Source organism: Rossellomorea sp. DUT-2 (assembly GCF_052665285.1).
The window spans coordinates 753,885-776,439 of record NZ_JBQPEO010000001.1 but is presented as its reverse complement, the minus strand read 5'-3'; the positions used below and the strand labels follow the sequence as shown (position 1 = coordinate 776,439).

Genomic DNA, 22,555 nt, shown 5'->3' with positions numbered 1-22,555 from the left:
CTTTTTAAGATATGAAATCACTTTACCATATTTTCTTATTCAATAAAAATTATTTATTCTTAGAAGTAATAATATACCCATTCGGGCGTTTTACGGAGCGCTTTTTCCCAGGCAGGGAGTTCATTAAAAGCCTTCATGGTCAGTTTCTCACTATCACTTATGTCTTTATGGATGAGTGATTCTAATTCTCCGGCAACTTTTGCATCCAGAATGATGCAGTTGCTTTCATCATTTAAGTAGAAGCTCCGTGGATCCCAATTGGCTGTACCAATATCAGCCCATTTATGATCAATGACCAGTACTTTACCGTGGAAAAATCCTTTTTCATACAAATAGATATCCACTCCGCTCTCTAGCAAAGTTTTCTCTATTCTGTAACTTGGCGGCTTCGTGAACCATGCATCTGTATCGTCCGGGATGAGGATCTTCACTTTTACCCCACGCTTCACTGCTTCCTTTAGGGCTGATATAAGTTTTCGATTTGGCAAAAAATATGGTGTTGTAATTGTGATACTCTCTTCCGAACTGTTAATCCAGCTTACAGTCTTATCTACAATACTGTCTCCTGTTGAGAACAAGAATTGAACGCTGCTCCCCTCATTTTCATTTGAAGTACGAGTAGGATATACGATCTCCATACTTTCTGCCCCATCCTCGATCCAGTCCCTTTTAAACTGCTGGGCCACCTCAATTCCTGCCTCACCCTCCAACCGTATATGATAGTCCCTCCAGTAGCCAAGCTTCGGGTCTTTCCCTAAATATTCATCACCCATATTGAATCCTCCAATATAGGCAATTCTTTGATCAATGGAAATGAGCCTGCGATGATTCCGATGATGAAGGGAATAGAAGATATTCTTCAGGGATAGTGGCCTGCTTTTAACAATCTTCACGCCTCCTTCTTCCATCCTCTTTATACTTTCCTTCTTAATATCTGAACCAAGGAAGTCGACAGACAATCGAACATCTACCCCTTCCTTAGCCTTTTCAATCAGCAAATCAAATAACTCGTTGGAAATCTGATCGTCCCTGAAAATGAAAAAATGAATCCAAACAAGCTCATCTGCTGTTTTAATATCCTCAAACAAATTTTCATATAAGTCCTTCCCTGTATTGTATACGTTGATTACAGCTTTACGAGAAAGGGTTTCCGTAACCGGGTGAGTTCTCGTATAGTTCTTCACACCTTGTTTCACATCCCAGTGCATGATGAGGAACAAAATCACGATGCATGCAGCCGTTATCAGGATTCCTTTAAGTCCTTTTTTCAGCAAGAGAACTCACCTCCTTTTATGTAATGTTAGCTTTTGTTTAAGGAGAAGGACTATACATTTCCGTTGAAAGTTTATCTGAATCCTAATCTATATCCACCGTTTTGGAATTGAACATGCCGCTTTAGCATTTATTCGATAATATTACACTAAAAAAGAGCATTAACGATATCGTTAATACTCTCAGTTTATTTTCTTATTGATCTTCAAAATATTATAGATAAAACGTGCGATCACAAATAAGAGGCCACCTATAAATGAACCTAGCGTATTCATTATCCAATCATCTATATCCGTCGCTCTTCCTAATGGTAAATAATATTGGGCAAATTCAATACCAAAGGAAAAAAGCGCCCCAATAAACGTGACCATCAGAATAATTTGTTTCGAATGCCTCATCCACCAAGCTATAAAAAAGGTTAATGGAACAAACAATAATATATTGGCCAACAGATTTCTAATGGGAACATCTAAATGATTTCGGTAAATTAAATTCAACTTAAGATTAGAGAAGGGATCAAAATTCACCGATCCCTCAGCTACATTTCCACCAGTCAATGGAGTCAGGGTAATTAAACAGATGCCTCCTATCGTTATGCACGTAAATAGAACAGGCAGTAAGTTCATCCATCTGCCCTTCCCTTTTCTTTTCTTCCAAAAGGAGACCGCAAAGATAAGGGAAATCGTCACAACTATAATAATTGGAAGAACCCAACCAAATGCGCTCCATAATTCTTTCATGATTCCTTTTCCTACTTTCCTCTAAGCTACAAACGATGATATTCATCTAACCCTTTATACCTTAATCTCTCTATATGTAAACTCGTCTTTCCCTTTATAATAATAAATAAGCTGATTGCATTATTTCCCCATCTTCTCACCTTCCCTCTATCTTTTCTTTTTGAACCGGAAAAATAGGACTCCGGCCATTATGGCAAAACATATGGCGAATAAGATCCCCTTCCATACATCTCCATCTGAAAAAGATTTCAATACCCATATCAAAATAAATAGGGTTATGGCTATATCAATCATCATCATACCTTTTGAGTTTCGAATGGTTCTTCACCTGCTGCCTCTTAATTTAGTTGAGATTCTTTTACTTTATCATAATTCTGGTTCACGATTCCATTGGGTCTAAACCCATAGCGACTCCCCATTTTAACATTATCATCCTTAAAAACCTGATTTTGGAATGGAAATTCAATAGTAATAAAGGAGAATCACCTGAAAATATGTGATTCTCCTTCGTAAAAAGTCTATTTAGACCCCTCTTGAGTTAATGTTTTCATATCTTGTACGATTTCATCGTAAGGAACGTCACTATTGCCACTATACGTTTTTACGACAGTACCTTCTTGATTCACCAAGTAGAAGCTGGTACCATGAATCATCTGATCGGAATTAGGATCGTCGGCAACAATCGAGCGGAAGGAATGTTCCGCAAGGTCTTTTACCTCGTCAAATTCATAGCCTGTAAGTAGTTCCCATTTACTTGTATCTGCTTCAAAGTTTGAAATATATTCTTTTAATGCGTCCGGTGTATCGTTTTCAGGGTCTACGCTGAAGGAAACGATTTTGTATTCCTCTACCCCTTCTTCTTTCAGCTTTTCTTGAAGCTTCGTTAAATTGAATGTCATAGGTGGACAAACTGTTTCACAATTAGTGAATATGAAATCTGCGATCCAGACTTGTCCTTTCAAATCATTCAAACCGACTTCTTGATTATTTTGATTCGTATAAGAAAATTCTTTCACTTCATAATCTGTTTCTGCTTGAAAGTTACTATTACTGCAACCTGCAAGGAGAATCCCGATGATGGTCATCACCACAATGAATGTTTTGGTTTTTGACATCTTTATCTCCTCCGACTTTATCTATATCTCCCATTCTATGTTAGTAAAAAGGGGATAAAAAAACAATCAGCAGAGGCAATATTCATTGTCTATTTTGTGAATGCTCTGACACCCTTCCAACATCATACGCTCCCAGACTTCCAGCGTATGCCCCTTTCTCTGGAAAAATAGGGGTGTAGGATAACATATCTTGAAATTGTGAAAGGTCCTCTTTTAAAGCGGGATTTGAATTCAATGCACTTCCAATAAACACGAAATTCTCTAACTTATGGGCTTTAGACGCTTGGGATGCAAGGAGAATAATGGTTTCGGCTATCATATTCGTTAGAGCCCGCAGTTTGTCTGCTTTCTTAGAAGAAGAATCCCCTTTAGCGAAATTAGCAGCTGTCAAATGTTCAGGAACTGGAGAATTCATTGCCTCATATACGTCTCTCACTGATAAATCAACTAGTTCTCGTTTGCCTTCTACTGATAACCGTACCAGCTCGTAATAGTCAGATTCTCCAGTTAGTAGACCTCCCAATCCCATTAAGGTTCCGCCCCCTAACCCACTACCGAGTAATCTTTCACATCCGTTTTCATCAACCTTAAAAAAAGACGTCCCTGTACCTATATTTATGAGGGTGAATTGTTTCAGATCACTTTTTTCCTCTTTAAGGAGAAGTTTAGCTCCACTGCATACCGCTTCGAATTCTCCAATGATGTGTGCATGTGGAAAAATCCCACCCCACTTCTCTGCTTTTCCTCCCGTAATGTAAAGCTTATGATTTTGGGCCAGGATTCCAAGCCACTGAAGCACCTGCTGCTCACTGGAAAAGGTTTTAAAATGCAGCGCGCCATTTTCTTCATACACGATCTTGGTTAACGTTCCGCCAGCATCGACTCCTACCACACTCATTCTTCCCGTTCCTGCATTTTTTTCTTGGAAAATAAATAGTGCAGGGTAAAGCCATGAACGACCATTATCGTAAGGAATGCAAGAAAATAATAGAAAACACCTATGACCCCGGCTGAAGTATCCTCAGTAATGAACCACCATACCGATGCAAAAAGAAGAAATATAAATTGAAGAGCGACTCCCTCCAAGAAAGGTTTTTTATAGGTATTGAAATCCAGCAGTCTCTTCCAGCTCCACCCAATTGCAACTACGGCTGATACTAACAATAATAATATGTAAATACTTATTTTCATCAATTATGCCTCCATTCAAATTCTTACTATTTCCATGGTATTCAATTGATCTGGAAATTGAAAGAGAAAATGGGAAAAACACCAATTTATTTTGGTGTTTTTCCGCCTTAATCTTATTCCAAGCTTTTGTGATCGTAACGATAGGCGTTGAAATGAGTGATATCCACCTTTACTTTCACTTGGTCTAATGAATTTTCTGTTAAATAAAATGAATGCTGTTCTTCAAGCTTGCTAAATTTTTGTGGATGGTGTCTATACCATTTTTCACCTACATTCAGTAAATCCACTTGTTTGTCCAGCCCAATGTTGTACACTTTTTCAATTTCATTTTCCAAAGACTTTTCAAGAGTACTTTTCACTTCTTTATATGGAGCCTCTTGTAATTTTTCAATTAGCTCTGCTTTCACGCTGACTTCAAGTGAAAAGGAGGGAAAATCACCTTTTTCTTTCTTATATTTTATTTTCGGCTCCTTCGTCAATAGTTTAAAGGTAGATACTAATTCATCATCAATATACAAGGGATAATCTATTTGATTCTTTTTGGTAAGCAACCAATCAACGATGATTGAGGGTTTAGAAGGAAGGTCTCCTTTGAATTGTGATTGTTGAAACAGACTATACCCGTTCAAGTAAAGTACAGGGTAAGGTTGATCCGCCTTCCAGGATTTTTTATCAATACTAATATTCGGGATGAATGCCGTGCCCATCGGTTCATAGTATACCCTTAAAAAATGCATTAAACTTGTAGCACCGATATCATCTTGTAAAGACTCTATCGTTTCTTCTGTCAGCAAAACTGTATAAACGGGAGGATAATGAAACAAACCATTCATCTTAAAGATTTCTTCCATGCTCTCGTCAGTTGTAAAAAGGAGCAGATTCGGCCTTAATGAGCGATTTCTGCCCACATCCTCCAGGACCTCTTTGAATTTGTACTTCAACACATTTTTTGAGACGACGAGCGTTTTTGTATGTCCAAAAAATAATGATGGCCTTGATACTTTATATAGGTTTCTTACAGCCAGATTCAGGGTTTTCCCGGAAGCAGAACCCACAAATGTCGGAACAGGTTCCGAAGGCTTACTTCCCTCCTGTTTTGCTACATTGGCAAAATTCAAGCCTTGAAGATATGCTGTATATTCCTCATTTTCTTCATTATAATCCAATCCAATCGAGACAATATACGTAAGATCCTGAATGTTTTTTGAACCCGTACATCCTGTTAATAGTAAGACTGATGTAACTAAGATGAGTTTACTTATCTTGTTGTTCACGCTGATTTATTCCTTTCTTGTATCGTCATCCGGGCTGGTTGAAGGGGTACGGTTTTTATAAAATTGAATAGGCAAGCGGAAAAATGACCGAATGACTTCATTCCAACTGATGGGAGCTACTGTACCAAGAAATGGAGTACCAAAGGAAGATTTTGTCGCTAAATATAAAACCGTCAGAATAAAACTCATAACAACACCGAATAATCCAAAAAAAGTGCTAATGAGCAATACAACGAACCTTAATACCGTCGTTCCATATTTCAACGTTTGATTGACGAGTGTAAATGACGAAATATAAGTAATGGCTCCAATGACCAGCATGGTTGGGGATGTCAACCCGGCACGTATGGCGGCATCTCCTACAATCAGTCCACCAAGCACAGAAACCGTCTGACCAATCGCCCTGGGTAGACGGACACCTGCCTCATTAAAAAACTCAAACAAGAATAGGACGATAAACATCTCAACAGGAGCGGAAAGTGGCAGGCCGAACCTGGAAATCGAGATCGTCGCCACGAGCAGATAGGGAATTTGTTCAATATTATAAGCGGAAAATGCAACCCATAATCCTGGTAAATAAGCTGATATCAAAACCCCTGCTACTCGCAGGACTCTTTCCAGAGATACATATACGTAGTTAATACTTGAATCTTCTGGTGACTTCGTTTGTAACAAGAGGTTTATTGGCGCAATGGAAACTGTAGGGTAGCCATCCACCAAGAGGGCAAATCTTCCCTGAACCAATGAATCAACGATAAAATCGGGGCGACCTGTGAAATCGAAATTAGTGAAAATGGAATTAGGGTTGTCGTCCAGCATCGATTCCAACTGTTGATTGCTGGTTAGAACATCTATATCCACTTTTTTCAATCTTGTATATAACTCATTGAGAATACGCTCATCGATTACATCATTCAGGTACATGATGGCAATTTCTGTATGACCGCGGGTACCTATCTTGAATTTCTCCACTGAAAGGGTTGGCGTGAAAAGTCTTCTCCTAATTAAAGATATATTTGTATTCAAATCTTCAACGAATCCATCTTTTGGCCCCCGGATTGATGTTTCAAGCGAGGATTCTTCTGGCAGCCGTTTAGGAAAGTTTCCTGCATGTAAAGAGATAATTTTTTCATCGATGAAAAACAAAATATACCCGTTGAATAGAGCAGTAGAGAGCATATCCAGGGACTTCCCTGTTTCTTCTACAGCTTGGAAATTCCCCGCCACCTTTTTTGCATAGGACTTTTCTGGACCTTCTTCTAATTTTGGGAGAATGAATTGATCGAGGTAATGTCGATCGACCAAGCTCTCAAAATATACCAGGGTGACCACTTCATCGTAAAAAAAATGCTCTCGAATAAGTAAATCATGACTCTTTGAAAATAATTGCTTTAACTCTTTCAAAGTGTCCACTTTTTCTTCCTCTATCCGCTTTTCTTTCGAAGACTTCTTCATTTTGAACATCCTTTACTTAATAAATCGGAGGATCACTGCTGACGTAATAATTTGTACGATGAAAAGGACAACGGTTGCGGGAAAAAAGTATTCAAATAAGAACTTATAAAAAAAATACGTATCAACATCTATAAAAATAAGTACCAGCAATATTAAAAAAATTGGCACCATCACTTTTAGTGATATTTGATAACGATTCTTCTTTTTCGTAAAAAAAACGGCCAACAGAAACATGAATAAACTAATTCTGATAAGGGCACCACATAACCACTGATAGAGAGCGAAGAAATCCAAATGAGTAATAAATTCCCCAATGGATAAAATTCTCCATTGTTCATAAGCTGGATACCTCATATTCGCTGATTCTATATGACCAAATTCCATGATGGAAGCGGTTAATGGCCCAAACATTAAGCCCATGAAAATTAGACCGAGAACGATTAAATGGTGAAATTTAATTTTCCCTTCACTATAAGGCTGTATTAAGACAATCAAATATAATTCAAGTAAACCGGATAATACATAAATCATCCCTTTAAAGACAGGCTCATATCCATTACTAAAAATCGGTAACAATAGACTGGGATCTTTCATATTGGTGTTTGTAAAAGCTATAAAAAAACCAAATAACATAACCAATGGCAATAAAATCCCACTCGCGATGGCCATATGTTTGATCCCTGACCAACTAATTAAGAAGCAGATAAGGAAGATGCTTCCTACCACTAATAGGGATGGGACATCAGCTAAAAAATAGGCACTTAACCATATTATTAAATCAACAAAGGTTATATATGCACTTGATAATAAAAATAAACACATTGGCAGTGAGAATAGGAAAACAAACCATTTATTCCACTTTTGATTAAGTAGATGATAGAACCCTTCCTGCGGGGAATTCTTTACTATGTAATAAATGAATAATGTCACGATAAATAAAATTGGATAGGATAAGAGGATACTGATCCATCCATCTCTCCCGGCTGCATTTAGAATGCTTGGTATAAGCATGACATGATTTAATAAGCCTGTTGAAAGGATAAGTAATAGTATTAATTGTCGGGGAATTAAAATAGGACGAATGCTTTTCATAGGTTATCTCCAAATTTCAGACTGTTTTATCTCTATTTATGTCCTACATAAAAGAAATCAAACCTCCAATACCAATTAAGGATCACCCATGCACAAATCACTTCTATATTCTTGATAAGTTTCTTGCCACAATTGAAAACAGTCAAAGAGATGTCTCTTTGACTGTTTTCATCGTTATTGTGAAGCTCCCATGTATGAATTGAACTAAGCCAAAAACTGAAACTCGGTTCTGCTTCCACTTTGGGACGATATGACCTCAAGACGAGCGTCGATTCTTTCTTTCAACTCTGGAACATGAGAAATTAACCCAACTAGTCTCCCACTGCTTTGAATATCCATAAGTGCTTCGATTGCGTGATCAAGGGACTCTGGATCGAGGGTACCAAATCCTTCATCAATAAACATCGTTTCAAGTGAGACGCCACCAGCATACTGTTGCACGACATCTGCAAGTCCGAGGGCCAATGCTAACGATGCCTTGAAACTCTCCCCTCCGGATAAAGTTTTAACGTGCCGTTCCTGACCTGTGTACTGATCAAATATGAGCAGCTCTAAACCGCTCTGGACGTTTCCTTTACTTCTATCCGTTTTTCGAATCAGTTGATATCGCCCCGACGTCATTTTGATTAATCGTTCATTTGCCACTTGAAGAATATCTTCAAGGAATGACGCCAGCACATATCTTTCAAATGTAATTCGATTTGCATTCTGACCCCGGGCCACTTCTGCCAGGTGTCCCACCATTTGATATCTGGATTCTAAATGCTTTATCCCTTCATTTATGCTTGTCACCCTTGAAAGGATAAGTTTATTCTCTTTCGTATTTGTCATGATTTTATTAAATTTTTCATTTACAAGCCTAAGTTCCTCGGTAACCCGTGATATGTTTTCTTCAATGCTTTTCACATCAGGCTTATGTTTATCCTGTAAGTGCTTTTCGATGTCATGTAGACGATCGGAAACAGAACGCAGGTCTTCACCATACTTCTTCACTTTTTCTTGAAGACCGAGGATTTCTGCTTCAGACTTTTTTGCTTCCTGGAATGCTTTATAATGGGAAAAACCTTGTTCTGTAAGAAGCGTAAGGAATGCTTCACGTTCTGTTTTCATCTCATCATCTACTTTTTCTATCTGCGTTTCTTTGTCTCTCACTTGTGACTCTTTTACACTGTACATGTTCTCAAGCTCATAGTATTGCTTCTGGGCGCGCTCGTATGCCGTCTTCAACTCTTCTCTTTTTTGCTTCTGCTCCTTTAACACTTTGTTAAATTGATCTTTTGATCTGAGCTCATAAGGAATACCTTCCTTCACCTTTTGAAGGGTCGTATCCTTTGTAAGGAAGAGAGTATTCAGCTCCTGCAGCTTGTCTAGATTTTTCAACCTTGAGCCGTCCAGTTCTTCTAGCTTTTCCCTTCCTTTTCTTACTTCCTCCCTCAGTACCTTTGCTTGTTCGACTTCTCTTTTCTTTTCAGCCATTGTACGTTTCAATGCTTCCATCTCTGATGTCATTTGAGAAAGAGTATCATCTATTTCGTCCCGATCAAAATCGCTTCTCTTGACACGAATTTTCCGAACGATATCGTCTATCTGATCCTGAATACCCTGCATTTTTGTTTCCTCTTGAGCAATCGCAAGGCTCATCCTTTTTTCTTCCTGGTTGAGTTCCTCCTGCTTTTCCTTCGCCACTTTCAAATCTTCCTGAGAGGGTAATGAATCAACACTGGCGGCAGGGTGTGGATGATGTTCTGAGCCACAAACGGGACAAGGTGCATGATCAACCAGCCCTTTTGCAAGGTGAGCAGCTTGAGCAGAGTGCCACTTTTCTTCTAAATGGGCCAGAGTTTCAGACGCATCCATACTTTGTTTTTGAAGGTGAAGATACTGTTCTTTTAATTTTTGCTCTTGTTTATGGACAAGCTGAAATTTTTGATCCATCTTCTTTATTTCATTTACCTGTTCAAGAAATGATTGATTTTCTTGCAAAGATTTTTCTAATTTAAATAAATCTTCTTGACCATTTTCGCCTTCTTCAAGTCGTTTCTCCCGGGATTTTATGCCTTCTTGTAAAAATGAAATCTGCTCTTCCTGTTTTTTGACGATGTCTTGCTGCTTCTCATAACTTTCTTTCATTTCTTTGGTATCTTTCATCAACTTATCCAGAGAATCTATATCTTTCTCCATTTCTTCGAGTTGAGTGATTTTCTTTGAAACCTCGTCCCTGAGATTTTCGTTATTCTTTTCTTCTTTTAATGTTTCTTTAGCTACTTGTAGCTTTTGTGTGATTGAATTCTTTTCCTCGGTAAGTTGAGCTAATTGAACCTTCAGTTCCTTCAAGTTTCGACTTAGTTTATGGCAATACTCATCTTGTGGAACTAATCGGGAAGCTCGCTGTGCTAATAAAATGTCTCGATCGATTGATTCGATTTCAGACTTTAATTTTAAAAGGGATTCTTTCTGTTCCCTTAGTTTTTCTTGAAGAACGAATTGATCGACCAACCCTTCTGCTTCTTGAAGCTGCTTCTGAAGATCATCTCTTTTCTCCTGCACACTTTCATAGTTAAGCTGTATTTCTTTCTCCCTTATTTCCATGCTCTCTATGTGAGCTGGAAGAAGGTGAAGAATATGGTGGTCATTCAATGGATTTTCTAATAATAATGATTGAAGCTCTTCATTTTCTTCAAAATGAATTCTAAGTAATTCCCTTGTTCGTTCTTCCATAGAGGTTTCTACTGACTTCTTTAAATCGTCTGCCTCAAATTTCAGTTTTTCCTGGATGGTCTTATAGAGCTCTGTATGGAATAAACGTTGCAGGATAAGCTCCTTATCTTTACTGTCTGAAGTTAAGAGCTTTCGAAACTCTCCTTGGGGAATCATCAGGATCTGCCTGAATTGATTGGCATCCAGTTGAATTAACCCTTTGATCTTCTCATCCACGTCTCTGACGTTAGCCGCCAGTAGCTGTTCTTTCCCATCTTCATCGTATACGTATAATTCAGATCGGGCATTGATGGTTGTGTAGCCTTCTCCTCTTGCTTTCTTTTTGTCCTGCTGAGGGGAGCGCCAAATACGATACGATTTGCCTCTTAAACTGAATGTAAGCTCTACCTCCGTAATAACATCATTACTTGCAAATTGACTCCTCAGTTCAGTCGGACTGCGATCTTCACCACTTGCCTTTCCGTATATCGCATAGGATATTCCATCAAAAATAGTCGTCTTACCTGAACCAGTCTTCCCGGATATCACGAACATTGTGCGATGCCCCAACGAACGAAAATCAATCGTTTCTCTTCCTGCATAGGGTCCAAAGGCTTGCATCACTAATTGAAGAGGTTTCATGCTTGATCGACCTCCTTTCTCGCTTGTTCTATAACGTTCTGTAGGACTTGTTCCTTTTCATCGGTAAATTCACCTGTCGTCATATCCCCATAGAATTCTTTAAACAAGTCAAGCTCCGACCTTTTCTTATCCTCTAGTACACGGAACGTATTTTTCTTTTTTGCATCGGTGAGATCCATTTTCCGCTCCAAATGAAGGACGTTCGGATAAACTTGGCGCAATTGATTGATGGGGTCGATTAACGTTCCTTCATCATGTAACGTAATCTTTAAATAGTCATCCACTTTCTGGGATTGATAGAATGCGGGATCAAGAAGCTCTTCCATCAGTCCCTGGAGTTCTCTCATATCTTGTTTCGGCTGAAGCACTTTTTCTCGTAATTGGAATGATCCGTCCCCATCCAATTCTACAATGGACACTGATTTTCGCTGACTCGCTTCAGAAAAAGAGTATTTTAATAGAGATCCGGAATATCGAATCGTTTCATGCCTGATGGCATCTGGACTATGAAGATGCCCCAGGGCTGTGTAATGAAAAGGCTTAAACACATCGGCACCGACACAGCCGGATCCTCCAACAGAAAGGGTCCGCTCTGAATCTGTGGTTTTACCCCCAAGTACAAATGCATGACCCACAAAGACATGTGGTTCATTCGGATTCATCTTTTCTTCAATCCGGTTCACAATCGCTTCCATTGCAGCGTGATGAGAATTGATTGAATCGTCTTCAAGGATTTGTCTGACATTACCAGGCTCAGCATAGGGAACGCAGTGGAAATTAACCCCATTAATCGTGATTGGAGTAAAGTCATTTGTCAGCTTCCCTTTCAAGTAAAAATGACTATGCTTGTACCATGATGAACCAAATGATAATCGTTCTGCACTATCATGATTTCCGGATACAGCCACTATTGGTGTATTTAATTCTACATTTATCCGGAATAATACCTCATCCAATAACTCTACAGCTTCAGTAGGAGGAACGGATCGGTCATAAAGATCCCCTGCAATCACGACTGCATCGGGCTCCTCCTCTTTTACAAGCTCTATGAATTGCTCTAATATATAGCGTTGTTCTTCTGTCATATAAATGCCATGAACCAGTTTACCTAAATGCCAATCGGCGGTATGAATAAATTTCACTGCTGTTGTCCCCTCTCCGGTCATTGATTATCTCCCTAAATTATATCAAACTAAGAAGTTATACGTAAAAAAAATGTCAACTTACAGAACATTCGTTCCTATATCACTTTAATTCTTTATTGAGCTTTCATAAAGAGAAAGGAGGCTCCCATGTGAAATGAGGAGCCTCCTTTCTATTATTCTTTTAACTGCTGAGGTAGTGTTTGTATCGACGTGATTACGGCATCCAGCTTCGTCTCAATACGATAGAGCAGATACACCGTGACAACAATCGGAAAACCTACATCAGAAACGAATGAAATAATAGTTTCCATCCTTTTCACTCCCCTCATCTTATATATAGGTAAAAGGAGCGAAAAAGGCGACTATATGAAAATAAAAAGCGACTCCATCATTTCATGGAGTCGCTTTTTAAATTTATCATCCGTTTAGATCACTTATTAAGCTTGCGCTTACTAACCCTGCTTCATCAAGAATCTCTTTGATTTGGTTTTCTGCTTCGTTTAATTTTTCATTGGCTGCCGTTAAATCTGTTTCGCCCTCTTTAGAAAGTGCTTCAGCTTTCATATTATATGATTCTGTCAGGGTCGCTTTGAATGATTCCACCGCATCTTTATGATCACCAAGACCTCCCGGGATTTCCATGCTTTCTACAGCTTTAGCAGATTCAGTTGCTGATGCTGCAGCAGCTTCCTTCATTTTTTTCAACTCTTCTCCTGCAGGAGGCTCTTCTCCTGCTATCGCTTCTTCATATCCATTAAGATCAATATCAACACCATTGACGGTTGTTGTTAAATTTAAATAAAAATCCATTATATCTCCAGCAACATTTGCGTTTTCTTCCTTTGCATTTGTTGTTTCCTCTTTTTTAGCTTCGTCAGAACCTGAATCGGAGCATCCAACCAATGCTAAAGATAGACCCAGACCTAAAAACCATACTTTTTTCATACTTGTTTTCCCCTCTCTGTCTCAATCAACATGTTCAAGTATAGAAGGCAAGCAATTCCTATAGGAAATCGCTTTCTTCAATTAATGATAAGCCGGCAAAAAGTATCTTATCACGGGGAGAATAGACTGGTAAAGAAGAATTTTCTAATTTTTCCAAAGTTTAAATCTTATAAATATTTTAAATATACAGCCTATTACCCGCGAGAAAGAGCCCTTATGTTCGATCCATAAGGGTTCTTAGTTCATTGGTTTTGTAAGGTTTCCCTCCTTTTTCTCTCTGTGGCCTGAACAGCTTCAAACATGATATGGAAGGTGGTTCCTTCTCCCTGCTCGCTTTGCACCCTGATATCCGCCCCATGATCACGAAGAATTCTCAGACATATGGTGAGACCCAAGCCCGTGCCTTTTGTCTTCGTTGTGAAGAAAGGCTCTCCGAGTTTATCCAGCGTTTCTTTTTTCATGCCTACTCCCTCATCTTTGAAGATTAATTGAACCTTGTTATAAGAGGACAAGTCTGCACTTATCGTAATCGTTCCTCCATGAGGCATCGATTCTATCGCGTTTTTAAGTAAGTTAATGAATACTTGTTTTAGCTGATTTTCATCTCCACGAATATGGAGCTCCCTTTCATGAAAATCGGTTTGGATTTCAATATTATATAAAATGGCATTCGTATTTAATAATTTCGCAACATGATCAAGGGTCTCGATAATATTGATTCGTCTATATGTAACGGATTGCGGCTTTGCAAGGATCAACAATTCGCTCAGCACAAGTTCAATCCTCTTAATTTCAGAAAAGACAATCCCTAAGTATTCCTTCGTCTTCTCATCAGCATCATCTCTTAATAACTGTAAGAAGCCGTTGATCGACGTAAGGGGATTACGTACCTCATGTGCAATTCCGGCTGCTAATTGCCCTGCGACAGATAGTTTTTGAGATTCAATGGCTAACGTTTCATTCATTTCAATCAATTCTTCTTCATTATGTACTCTTTCGGTAATGTCTGAGATGGTTCCTACCGTACCAAGAAGTTCACCATTTTCATTATAGTTTAACTTAACATTCACTTCACCCCAACGAAACTGACCATCCCTCTTCTGATAAGAGAAGTCCATTTTCATTTTCTCCTTTTTCAAGCTTATGCTTTGTCTTACCATTCGAAGAATTTCATGACGTTCATGTAGGGAAATAAAATGAAGTGCATTCTTATGTAAACTTTCTTTAACTGTATATCCCGTGTAGTCTTCCCAGGATTGATTCAGAAATTGAAACTCTCCTTTGGAATTGGTATGAAAGACTACTTCATCGATACTCTGAAGCACATGCTGCATTTCTTCATTGAGAAGCTTCACCCTCTCTTCACTCTTTCGCAGGGCAGCTAACGTTTTATAGCTTGTGTCATAATTCTTCCCCATATAGTAGCTGATAAAGAGAATCAATAGAGTGAATACCAAATCCACTTTCAAATCGACTGGATAATGCAAAACAAAGTAATAAATAAAATCCCATGTTAAGACTAGTAAAAGTCCCATGAGCACTGATACTATTCTCCCTCTATAGATCATCCTGTGAGCCCCCTATCCATCCAAGCACGAGAATCGAAATAGAAAGAATTTTCGCGATATTTGTTATTTATTAGTATATCATTTCTAATTGAGAACAGTATAGACTTCTTTTGTAAAAACAACGATATTCTTGTCACAAGCTTTTCCCTTGTCTATAATGAATACGATACATACGCTTTTTGAAAAATTGAGGTGAAAGCATGCTTGAAGGTTGGTTCTTATATTTCATACTGTTTTGGGTCGTATTTTTAGTGGCTTCATTTGCTATTGGTGGATTCTTTATGTTCAGGAAATTCTTAAAGAGATTTCCTAAAGAGGATGGAAAATCCGATTTGGACTGGGAAGAGCATTATGTGAATGAAACCATCCATTTATGGGGTGATGAGGAAAAGAAAATGCTCAATGAGTTGGTCACACCCGTACCCGAATTATTTAGAGACGTAGCAAAGCAAAAAATTGCAGGTAAAATTGGAGAATTGGCTTTAAAAGACAGAGCCTCTTCCATTTCTCAGGAATTAGTCATCAGAGGGTATATCCTGGCGACTCCGAAACGGGATCATAAGTTTCTTCGAAAAAAACTAAACGAAATGCAAATAGATGTAACCCCCTACGAACATTTATTCTAGATGACAGGAAGGAAAGACGATGGGATCGATATTAATTATTCCGATTGTGCTGTATTTAATTTTCATTATAGGTGCTGCATTCCTGTTTTATAAATGGAAGAAAGCAAAAAAAGGTAAACGATAATCGTTTACCTTTTTTATATGATTAATCAATGGGATCCTCTGCCTTACCGTATCTAATGACGTCAAGTATCGCTTGTCCATCACTTGGTTTCCCTTCTCCATTTCGAAAAGGAAACAATGAAAAGAATATAAAATAAACGGAAAAATACACAAATTGATAGAAAAAGATGTGAACAGGAATGACTCCTTCAAATATCAGGAAGTTAATGGCTAAAATCGCAATCAGGTTAAATAAACTTCCAGACATGTAAATAAGCACATGAACCCACACCTTATTATACTTCAATTCTGTATATTGACACCAACCCTCCATAAAATACATTCTCTTAACTTCCAGTGGACCAATGCTCATTAAATGCTTACCGGTTCCAATGCAAAACTTTATCTTTGCACCAAAAATGCGAGCAACGAGGATATGACCTGCTTCATGGACGATGGTGACCAATGGCAGTGTTAAAAAGAATGCCAGAAAAAACGTCCAAATATCTGCTAGTGTAAACAATACTTATCCCACCAATATCTCTTGTTATTTTCTTCATCTCTCTCTTTGCCCTAAATGACTCAACCCTAAGCATATTGGTCTCCTTTGTAAAGAAATCGTAATCTCACGTGAAGAAATTTCCAAATAAAATAGCAGCGTGATAGAAATCACCCTGCTATTTTCCCCCATGAATTAAATTGAATTCGTTGTTAAATCCTGTTGCTCTTGGTGCAGCTTTCTATATTGAAGATACATGGTGATTCTCCATGGAACGATCATACCAAAGGCAAGAATCCAGAACATCCCACTAAGTTCACCATAATCGATCGATGCACTTAGAATGGATTTGGCCAATATTCGTATTAATAGGAGCCCAATCAAAATAAATGCGAACGCTTTAGAACGTTTTAAATAAATATCATTATCACGAATTTCGAATTTGGAAGTCTTGATCAACAATATAGAAAAGATCATGCCTACGGTAATCGCTTCTAGAAACTCTCCTAAAGTGACTCGAAAAACAGGAAATAAGAACATTAACGCACCTGTACTCATAAACAAAGGAGGTAAGATAATCTTCTTGCTGCTAACAGGCTTTTTCTGAGCCTTCATTCTAATAAATATCACCATAAAACCCATGCAAATCGCAACAATGGATGAAGCTATCATCATAAACCATCATCATCCTTTTATTTTCTACTTTCATACCTTTCCCTATTATAGCCCAAATGAGAAAAAAACGAAAACACAAAAAAGAGAGGTTGTATAGAGCTTTAACCTCTCTTTCCATTTATCACCCTAAAACTCTTTTGATGGCTTCTTCTACCCTTACTTCGTCAAAGGGTTTCACAATAAAGTCCTTCGCACCCGCTTCAATGGCTTCCACCACTACCTTTTGTTGGCCCATAGCTGAACACATGATTACTTTAGCTTGGGGAAACTCGGATAAAATCCTTCTAACCGCTTCTATTCCATCCAGCTCAGGCATCGTGATGTCCATAGTCACCAGATCCGGCTGAAGTTCACGATACTTTTCTACAGCGATAAGTCCATTCTCTGCTTCCCCTACGACTTCGTGACCGGAAGAGGAAAGCATGCTTCCAAGAGTCATTCTCATAAATTTCGCATCATCCACTACAAGTATCGTTGCCACAGATGTTTCCTCCTTGTATACGCTACCCGATGTCTGTTATATCTAATTTCCTAATTCATCCATTTAAACTATACCATAAAACGTAATGAAATGTATATTCTATTCTATTATTTTATTGGTTTAAAACCCAGTGAATCCTCCAAATACCGAAGTAAGGTAAGCTAGAATGACGGTCATCCAATCAAAGAATAGCATGATTCCTACCGCAATCATCACATATCCTCCTACCTTTACAATCTTTCCACTGTTTTTTCTGATCCATTGCATTCTTCCGATAAAGAATGACAGAATGAAAAACGGAATGGCAAACCCTAATACATAAGCTGTCATATATATGACGCCAGAACCTGGATTAGAGGCGGCAAGAGCCAGAACCGAAGCAAGAATCGGCCCCGTGCATGGTGTCCAGCCGGCAGCGAATGCCATTCCGATTAATACGGAGCCAAAAAAGCCTGCCGGTCTATTCTTGAATTCAATGCGACGGTCCTTCATCAATGTTTCCGGTGTGAATACGCCTATGACTACCAATCCAAATATCACAATGAAGATAGCTCCAAGCTGACGAATGAGATCTTTATAATCCAAAAAGAAGTTTCCGATAAGGGAAGTACCAAAACCGATGGCGATAAAGATTGCCGAGAAACCGACTAAGAAAAACAAAGTATGTAATAAACTTCTTCTTTGAAGCATTGCATTATCTGTTTTGAGCTCATTCACACTCATTCCTGTTATATAAGAAAGAAAAGCGGGATATAATGGAAGGCAGCATGGAGAGATGAAGCTTAGGAAACCGGCCCCAATTGCTAAGAAAATATTAAAGTCAGACATTTTTACAACTCCTACATTTCAGTATATATCTCTATTCTATCAAACAAAACCGGTTTCTATGAGGAATGTTTGTGTGAAAGATTTGTGACCATCATATTACAAGCACATTTTACTTTTTCAAATGTGTTAAACTCTCTTTTCTTTTTTAATAACCAATAATTTTGCTTTGAAAAACAGTTCGATATTCGTTATACTAATAAAAAGTTACAGTTATTACTAGTTTTGTATTCCGTTTGTAAGGACATACAAAAGAAAGGAAACAGCCGTGTCTAAAAAAGAGCTTCTCGAACGAATTGAAAAAAAGCGTGCTCAATTAATTGATATTGTTGCTGAAAATGGACTCACGTCACCTCAAGCTATTCAATTTAGTCAGGAACTTGATCGTCTGTTAAATAGCTACAACTCCCTATACATAAAAAAGTGCTCACCTCAAATGAGCTAATGCATGATTGAATACAATTATACTATTCTAATATAAATATCAATGACCAAAAGGCAGACTCTAAATTTATAGAGTCTGCCTTTCATACCTTCAAGTACTTGTAACGGCATCTTCCATGCCATCAATTAAGCCATTTTGAAGAAGATACATCTTGTGATAAATCCCTTTTTGAACAAGTAATTCCTGATGACTTCCTCTCTCGACAATCTCCCCCCGATGAAGAACCATTATGAGGTCTGCATCTTGAATCGTAGAGAGTCTATGAGCAATGGCAATCGTTGTTCTTCCTTTTCTCATTCTTGATAATGCCCCTTGAATGGCTTCTTCCGTTTCCGTATCGATATTGGCCGTTGCTTCATCCAGGACAAGTATTTTCGGTCTGGTTGCGATGGTTCTTGCAAAAGCGATTAATTGCCTTTGGCCACTCGAAAGCGTTGATCCCCTCTCAACCACTGGATGCCCATATGCTTCAGGTAGTTTTTCTATAAAAGTATTGGCTTGAACAAATGTGGCAGCTTTCTCCACTTCTTTATCCGTCATGGCTTCTGAATAAAGCTTTATATTATCTCTGATGGTTCCAAAGAAGAGAAATGGATCCTGTAGGACTAGCCCCATTTTCCGACGCAGCTCCTCTACTGGATAAGACTTAATGTTTTGACCGTCTATTAGAATATTTCCACGATCAAATTCATAGAACCTCATGAGTAAATTGATGATTGAGCTCTTTCCACTACCTGTGTGTCCCACTAAAGCGACCGTTTCTCCAGGTCTTGCGGTAAATGAAATATTCTTAAGGATATCTCTTTTCCCATCATAAGAGAATGAAACATTGTCAAATGTTATTTCACCTTCACCGATGGTTCCTTTCGAATGATTCTCTACATTCTGTGCTGGGGAAAGTTCATCTTCATCCAGCAGCTTAAAGACACGGGAAGAGGCAATGATTGCCTGCTGAAACATGGATAGTCTCATCATGATTTGATTGACCGGCTCAAAGAATCGGTCCAGATAATTAACAAAGGCATATAAAACCCCTATTTCAATAGGCTGATTGAATGATGTCACGCCAAAATAGCTTAAAACTACAATTAATGCCGCTACATACACCAGATCAATGGCCGGCCTTAATAATAATCCATCCACTTTTATATTTTTCATTCCAGCTAAATAGTGTTTTTCATTGATATCGCCGAATTCTTCCCTTAGTCTATTTTCCTGCCTGAACACCTGGATAATGGACATTCCTTGAAGAGACTCACTAAGCTTTGCATTAAGCTGACTCAATCTCTCGCGCATATCCTGATAGAAGATGGCGCTAAACTTGCGGTAAAGATTCATAATCATAAAAATGACCGGCAAGATGAATAAACAGAAGAAAGCCAGCCGGGTATTGAGTGCAAACATAGCGATAAAGATACCTGTTAATAGGAATGCTCCCTGAATGAAGGATACCAGTACACTCACAAACATATCTTTAATCGCTTCCGTATCATTGGTAACCCGTGAGACAATACTTCCTGCAGGGGTTTTATCGAAATACCTCATTCCTAACCCCTGGACCTTCGTAAAAACATCTACACGAATCTGCTGAATGATTTTCAGAGCTATCTCTTGGAACTTCAATATTTGAAAGTAAGAGATCAATACATTCCCTATTTGAATGAATAAATAGGTCGCTCCCAATCCTACAAGTGGACCGTACGGAAACTCTCTTGGGGTTAAATAATCGTCTATAAAGACCTTGATGATGATTGGTCCAAAGACATCGCCTATCGTTGTCAGCAGTAATAATGAAAATGCAAATAAAATCGTTTTTTTATGCGGCTTTGTATATTTCATTAGACGAAAAAATATGTTTCGCTGCTCTTTCGCCGTTAAAGTCGGTATAGTATCCATATCTTATCCCCCATACTCCACTATTTCTTCTAACTGTTGACGCAGATACATTTCCCGGTACCATCCCTTTTTCATCATCAGTTCGCTATGAGTGCCTCTCTCCATGACCTTCCCTTCATCGAGAATAATGATCAGATCTGCATGTTGAATGGCGCTTAATCTATGAGAAGTGATCATGGTCGTTTTTCCTTCTCTATTTTCCTTTAATGATGTCAAAATGGATTCTTCTGTCTTCGCATCAACAGCTGACAATGAGTCGTCAAGAATGAGTATCTCTGGATTCATTAACAGGGCTCTCGCAATCGCGATCCTTTGCTTTTGTCCACCAGATAAAGAAACCCCTCTTTCACCGACCACAGTTCCGTATCCTTCACTGAAATGAACGATATCCTCATGAATATGCGCAAGTGAGGCCGCCTCTTCCACTTTTTCTATGGGGGTAAGTGGATGAGTGAAAGCTATATTCTCAAAAATCGTGGCTGAAAATAGAAAATGATCTTGAGGCACATAACCAATACTTTCACGTAAACAGGATAATTTGTAACCCTGGATCATCTGCCCTCCGAACGTTATTTCGCCCTTATACCCTTCAAATTCTCTTAGTAATAACCTTAATAGGGTTGTTTTACCTGCTCCCGTTTTCCCTGCAATTCCTAACGTTTGACCTTTCTTTAAGGAAAAGTGAATATTCTCTAAAGCATGCACATCTTCATTTGGATAAGAAAAGGACTCAATTTTATATTCTATATTTCCTGAAGGTGCTCGATCCAACACCCCTTCATGATTTTTAACGTCTACCCTTTCATTTAACAACTGTGATACACGGTCGTAAGACGCACGCCCTCTCTCCACAATATTAAATAACCATCCGAATGCGAGCATCGGCCAAATGAGAAGTCCCAGGTAGGTAGTAAATGAGATCAGTTCTCCTATTGTCAGCTCTCCACTCACGACAAGTCTTGACCCAAATACAATCGATAAAAAGAAAGAAATCCCTACTATGATGGAAATAGTTGGATCGAAAAGGGAATCCACTTTTGCAACAGCAATATTCTTCTGCACTACATCATCAGATTGCTTTCTAAATGATTCGATATCCTCTTTCTCTTGTCCAAACGTCTTAAGAACCTTGATTCCCGTTACACTTTCCTGCGTTTTATCATTTAAGGATGAGAATGCTTCTTGAGCTTTATGAAATCGTTTATGTAGAAGGGTACCATAATAACTCGTCAGCATTGCCATGAACGGCATTGGGATCAAAGCAATAAGGGTAAGCTTCCAACTAATTGTAAAAGCCATGGCCAGTATCACGAAACCTCCTGTAGATATGGAATCTACAAACGTTAATACTCCGACTCCTGCCGTTTGTTGAATCGCTTGAAGATCATTGGTGGCATGCGCCATCAAATCACCGACTCTCCTCTTTTGGTAAAAGGAAGGCGACATCTTGGTAAAATGATGATACAACCGATTCCGAAGCAAGCGGGAAAGTTTGGTCGCCGAACCAAAAATCATGATCCTCCATACAAACCGAAGTCCGTACATGGATACAGCCGTGGTGATAAGGATGAGAATCCATTTCAGCATGTCTTCACGGGTCAATGAGTTCTCTTTGATACTATCCACAATAACCCCTACAATCTTTGGTGGAATCAATTGAAGAAATGCAACAATTAAAAGCAGGATGGTTCCTGTGATATATGACTTTTTCTCTTGCAAAAAAAACCACTTTAAATCTAAAAAGACTTTCATTCTCTCTCCCCCTTATCTATAATAAATCGACTCTTTATTTTACCAAATTTCAAAAAAATGAGAAATCTTTTTTTGATAAGACTAATAATCAAAAAAAAACACCTCTTAATGTCTTAAG

General features: G+C 38.5%; 21 protein-coding genes. 2 read left to right on the top strand and 19 right to left on the bottom strand.

The genetic code is table 11. The features are described 5' to 3' along the window. Positions 1–59 precede the first annotated feature (59 nt). The 13 genes from cls to ACOSV2_RS03825 all read right to left on the bottom strand — a co-directional run bounded on the left by cls (position 60) and on the right by ACOSV2_RS03825 (position 15,136). Positions 60–1,274 carry a cardiolipin synthase gene (gene cls, locus ACOSV2_RS03885; RefSeq protein ID WP_428973977.1) on the bottom strand — a complete coding sequence of 405 codons (1,215 nt, stop codon included), beginning with the start codon at positions 1,272–1,274 and terminating at the stop codon, positions 60–62. Positions 1,275–1,454: 180 nt separating this feature from the next. Next, positions 1,455–2,012 (bottom strand): VanZ family protein, encoded by a 558-nt coding sequence (locus ACOSV2_RS03880; protein ID WP_428973976.1) that lies wholly within the window; start codon positions 2,010–2,012, stop codon positions 1,455–1,457. A gap of 518 nt (positions 2,013–2,530) precedes the next feature. Then, positions 2,531–3,127, bottom strand: a complete 597-nt coding sequence (locus ACOSV2_RS03875) for an SCO family protein (RefSeq protein WP_428973975.1) — start codon at positions 3,125–3,127, stop codon at positions 2,531–2,533. Positions 3,128–3,209: 82 nt separating this feature from the next. Next, positions 3,210–4,025 (bottom strand): type II pantothenate kinase, encoded by an 816-nt coding sequence (coaW, locus tag ACOSV2_RS03870; protein WP_428973974.1) that lies wholly within the window; start codon positions 4,023–4,025, stop codon positions 3,210–3,212. Further along, positions 4,022–4,318: a hypothetical protein gene (locus ACOSV2_RS03865; protein ID WP_428973973.1), complete on the bottom strand. Its 297-nt coding sequence runs from the start codon at positions 4,316–4,318 to the stop codon at positions 4,022–4,024. Before ACOSV2_RS03865 ends, coaW begins: the two co-directional genes overlap by 4 nt. Before the next feature lie 113 nt (positions 4,319–4,431). After that, entirely contained in the window at positions 4,432–5,592 is a 1,161-nt protein-coding gene (locus tag ACOSV2_RS03860) for a Ger(x)C family spore germination protein (protein ID WP_428973972.1), read from the bottom strand. A 6-nt stretch (positions 5,593–5,598) separates the two neighbouring features. Then, positions 5,599–7,047, bottom strand: a complete 1,449-nt coding sequence (locus ACOSV2_RS03855) for a spore germination protein (RefSeq protein ID WP_428973971.1) — start codon at positions 7,045–7,047, stop codon at positions 5,599–5,601. 12 nt (positions 7,048–7,059) lie between these two features. After that, on the bottom strand, positions 7,060–8,139 hold the full coding sequence (locus tag ACOSV2_RS03850) for an endospore germination permease (RefSeq protein WP_428973970.1): 1,080 nt from the start codon (positions 8,137–8,139) through the stop codon (positions 7,060–7,062). 204 nt (positions 8,140–8,343) lie between these two features. Then, a complete protein-coding gene (locus tag ACOSV2_RS03845) occupies positions 8,344–11,478 on the bottom strand; it encodes an AAA family ATPase (RefSeq protein WP_428973969.1) in 3,135 nt (1,044 codons plus the stop codon). Next, positions 11,475–12,620, bottom strand: a complete 1,146-nt coding sequence (locus tag ACOSV2_RS03840) for an exonuclease SbcCD subunit D (protein WP_428973968.1) — start codon at positions 12,618–12,620, stop codon at positions 11,475–11,477. The genes ACOSV2_RS03845 and ACOSV2_RS03840 overlap by 4 nt, the downstream gene beginning before the upstream one ends. A 176-nt stretch (positions 12,621–12,796) precedes the next feature. Then, complete coding sequence (locus ACOSV2_RS03835; protein ID WP_428973967.1) at positions 12,797–12,934, bottom strand: YvrJ family protein; 138 nt, start codon at positions 12,932–12,934, stop codon at positions 12,797–12,799. A gap of 106 nt (positions 12,935–13,040) precedes the next feature. Then, the gene (locus ACOSV2_RS03830) at positions 13,041–13,568 is read right to left on the bottom strand and encodes a hypothetical protein (protein ID WP_428973966.1); all 528 of its coding nucleotides are present in this window, start codon (positions 13,566–13,568) and stop codon (positions 13,041–13,043) included. Between the two features lie 242 nt (positions 13,569–13,810). Next, complete coding sequence (locus tag ACOSV2_RS03825; RefSeq protein ID WP_428973965.1) at positions 13,811–15,136, bottom strand: ATP-binding protein; 1,326 nt, start codon at positions 15,134–15,136, stop codon at positions 13,811–13,813. Positions 15,137–15,336: 200 nt separating this feature from the next. Here ACOSV2_RS03825 and ACOSV2_RS03820 point away from each other — a divergent pair, with 200 nt between their 5' ends. Then, positions 15,337–15,762 (top strand): DUF2621 domain-containing protein, encoded by a 426-nt coding sequence (locus ACOSV2_RS03820; RefSeq protein WP_428973964.1) that lies wholly within the window; start codon positions 15,337–15,339, stop codon positions 15,760–15,762. A 145-nt stretch (positions 15,763–15,907) separates the two neighbouring features. Here ACOSV2_RS03820 and ACOSV2_RS03815 read toward each other — a convergent pair whose 3' ends face one another. From ACOSV2_RS03815 to ACOSV2_RS03800, 4 genes are all read right to left on the bottom strand, one after another. Beyond that, the gene (locus ACOSV2_RS03815) at positions 15,908–16,387 is read right to left on the bottom strand and encodes a site-2 protease family protein (RefSeq protein WP_427597414.1); all 480 of its coding nucleotides are present in this window, start codon (positions 16,385–16,387) and stop codon (positions 15,908–15,910) included. A gap of 171 nt (positions 16,388–16,558) precedes the next feature. Beyond that, the gene (locus ACOSV2_RS03810) at positions 16,559–17,038 is read right to left on the bottom strand and encodes a CcdC family protein (RefSeq protein ID WP_113968095.1); all 480 of its coding nucleotides are present in this window, start codon (positions 17,036–17,038) and stop codon (positions 16,559–16,561) included. A gap of 121 nt (positions 17,039–17,159) precedes the next feature. Then, positions 17,160–17,519 carry a response regulator gene (locus tag ACOSV2_RS03805; RefSeq protein ID WP_428973963.1) on the bottom strand — a complete coding sequence of 120 codons (360 nt, stop codon included), beginning with the start codon at positions 17,517–17,519 and terminating at the stop codon, positions 17,160–17,162. 120 nt (positions 17,520–17,639) lie between these two features. Beyond that, positions 17,640–18,347, bottom strand: coding sequence for a cytochrome c biogenesis CcdA family protein (locus tag ACOSV2_RS03800; protein WP_428973962.1), 708 nt, complete (start codon positions 18,345–18,347; stop codon positions 17,640–17,642). A gap of 265 nt (positions 18,348–18,612) precedes the next feature. On the opposite strand from ACOSV2_RS03800, the gene ACOSV2_RS03795 reads away from it, so the two are divergent. Then, the gene (locus ACOSV2_RS03795; protein WP_113968098.1) at positions 18,613–18,789 is read left to right on the top strand and encodes an aspartyl-phosphate phosphatase Spo0E family protein; all 177 of its coding nucleotides are present in this window, start codon (positions 18,613–18,615) and stop codon (positions 18,787–18,789) included. Between the two features lie 90 nt (positions 18,790–18,879). On the opposite strand, the gene ACOSV2_RS03790 is transcribed toward ACOSV2_RS03795, so the two are convergent. After that, positions 18,880–20,685: an ABC transporter ATP-binding protein gene (locus ACOSV2_RS03790; protein WP_428973961.1), complete on the bottom strand. Its 1,806-nt coding sequence runs from the start codon at positions 20,683–20,685 to the stop codon at positions 18,880–18,882. A 3-nt stretch (positions 20,686–20,688) separates the two neighbouring features. Beyond that, positions 20,689–22,437 carry an ABC transporter transmembrane domain-containing protein gene (locus tag ACOSV2_RS03785; protein WP_428973960.1) on the bottom strand — a complete coding sequence of 583 codons (1,749 nt, stop codon included), beginning with the start codon at positions 22,435–22,437 and terminating at the stop codon, positions 20,689–20,691. Positions 22,438–22,555 lie beyond the last annotated feature (118 nt).

Excerpts from the sequence above, each read along its gene's own strand:
- ACOSV2_RS03830 (WP_428973966.1), bottom strand. The coding sequence starts at position 13,568 with ATGAAAAAAGTATGGTTTTTAGGTCTGGGTCTATCTTTAGCATTGGTT.
- ACOSV2_RS03880 (WP_428973976.1), bottom strand. The coding sequence starts at position 2,012 with ATGAAAGAATTATGGAGCGCATTTGGTTGGGTTCTTCCAATTATTATA.
- ACOSV2_RS03810 (WP_113968095.1), bottom strand. The coding sequence starts at position 17,038 with ATGATGATAGCTTCATCCATTGTTGCGATTTGCATGGGTTTTATGGTG.
- ACOSV2_RS03875 (WP_428973975.1), bottom strand. The coding sequence starts at position 3,127 with ATGTCAAAAACCAAAACATTCATTGTGGTGATGACCATCATCGGGATT.
- ACOSV2_RS03825 (WP_428973965.1), bottom strand. The coding sequence starts at position 15,136 with ATGATCTATAGAGGGAGAATAGTATCAGTGCTCATGGGACTTTTACTA.
- ACOSV2_RS03785 (WP_428973960.1), bottom strand. The coding sequence starts at position 22,437 with ATGAAAGTCTTTTTAGATTTAAAGTGGTTTTTTTTGCAAGAGAAAAAG.
- ACOSV2_RS03845 (WP_428973969.1), bottom strand. The coding sequence starts at position 11,478 with ATGAAACCTCTTCAATTAGTGATGCAAGCCTTTGGACCCTATGCAGGA.
- ACOSV2_RS03835 (WP_428973967.1), bottom strand. The coding sequence starts at position 12,934 with ATGGAAACTATTATTTCATTCGTTTCTGATGTAGGTTTTCCGATTGTT.
- ACOSV2_RS03850 (WP_428973970.1), bottom strand. The coding sequence starts at position 8,139 with ATGAAAAGCATTCGTCCTATTTTAATTCCCCGACAATTAATACTATTA.
- ACOSV2_RS03820 (WP_428973964.1), top strand. The coding sequence starts at position 15,337 with ATGCTTGAAGGTTGGTTCTTATATTTCATACTGTTTTGGGTCGTATTT.
- coaW (WP_428973974.1), bottom strand. The coding sequence starts at position 4,025 with ATGAGTGTGGTAGGAGTCGATGCTGGCGGAACGTTAACCAAGATCGTG.
- ACOSV2_RS03790 (WP_428973961.1), bottom strand. The coding sequence starts at position 20,685 with ATGGATACTATACCGACTTTAACGGCGAAAGAGCAGCGAAACATATTT.
- ACOSV2_RS03800 (WP_428973962.1), bottom strand. The coding sequence starts at position 18,347 with ATGTCTGACTTTAATATTTTCTTAGCAATTGGGGCCGGTTTCCTAAGC.
- ACOSV2_RS03855 (WP_428973971.1), bottom strand. The coding sequence starts at position 7,047 with ATGAAGAAGTCTTCGAAAGAAAAGCGGATAGAGGAAGAAAAAGTGGAC.
- ACOSV2_RS03865 (WP_428973973.1), bottom strand. The coding sequence starts at position 4,318 with ATGAAAATAAGTATTTACATATTATTATTGTTAGTATCAGCCGTAGTT.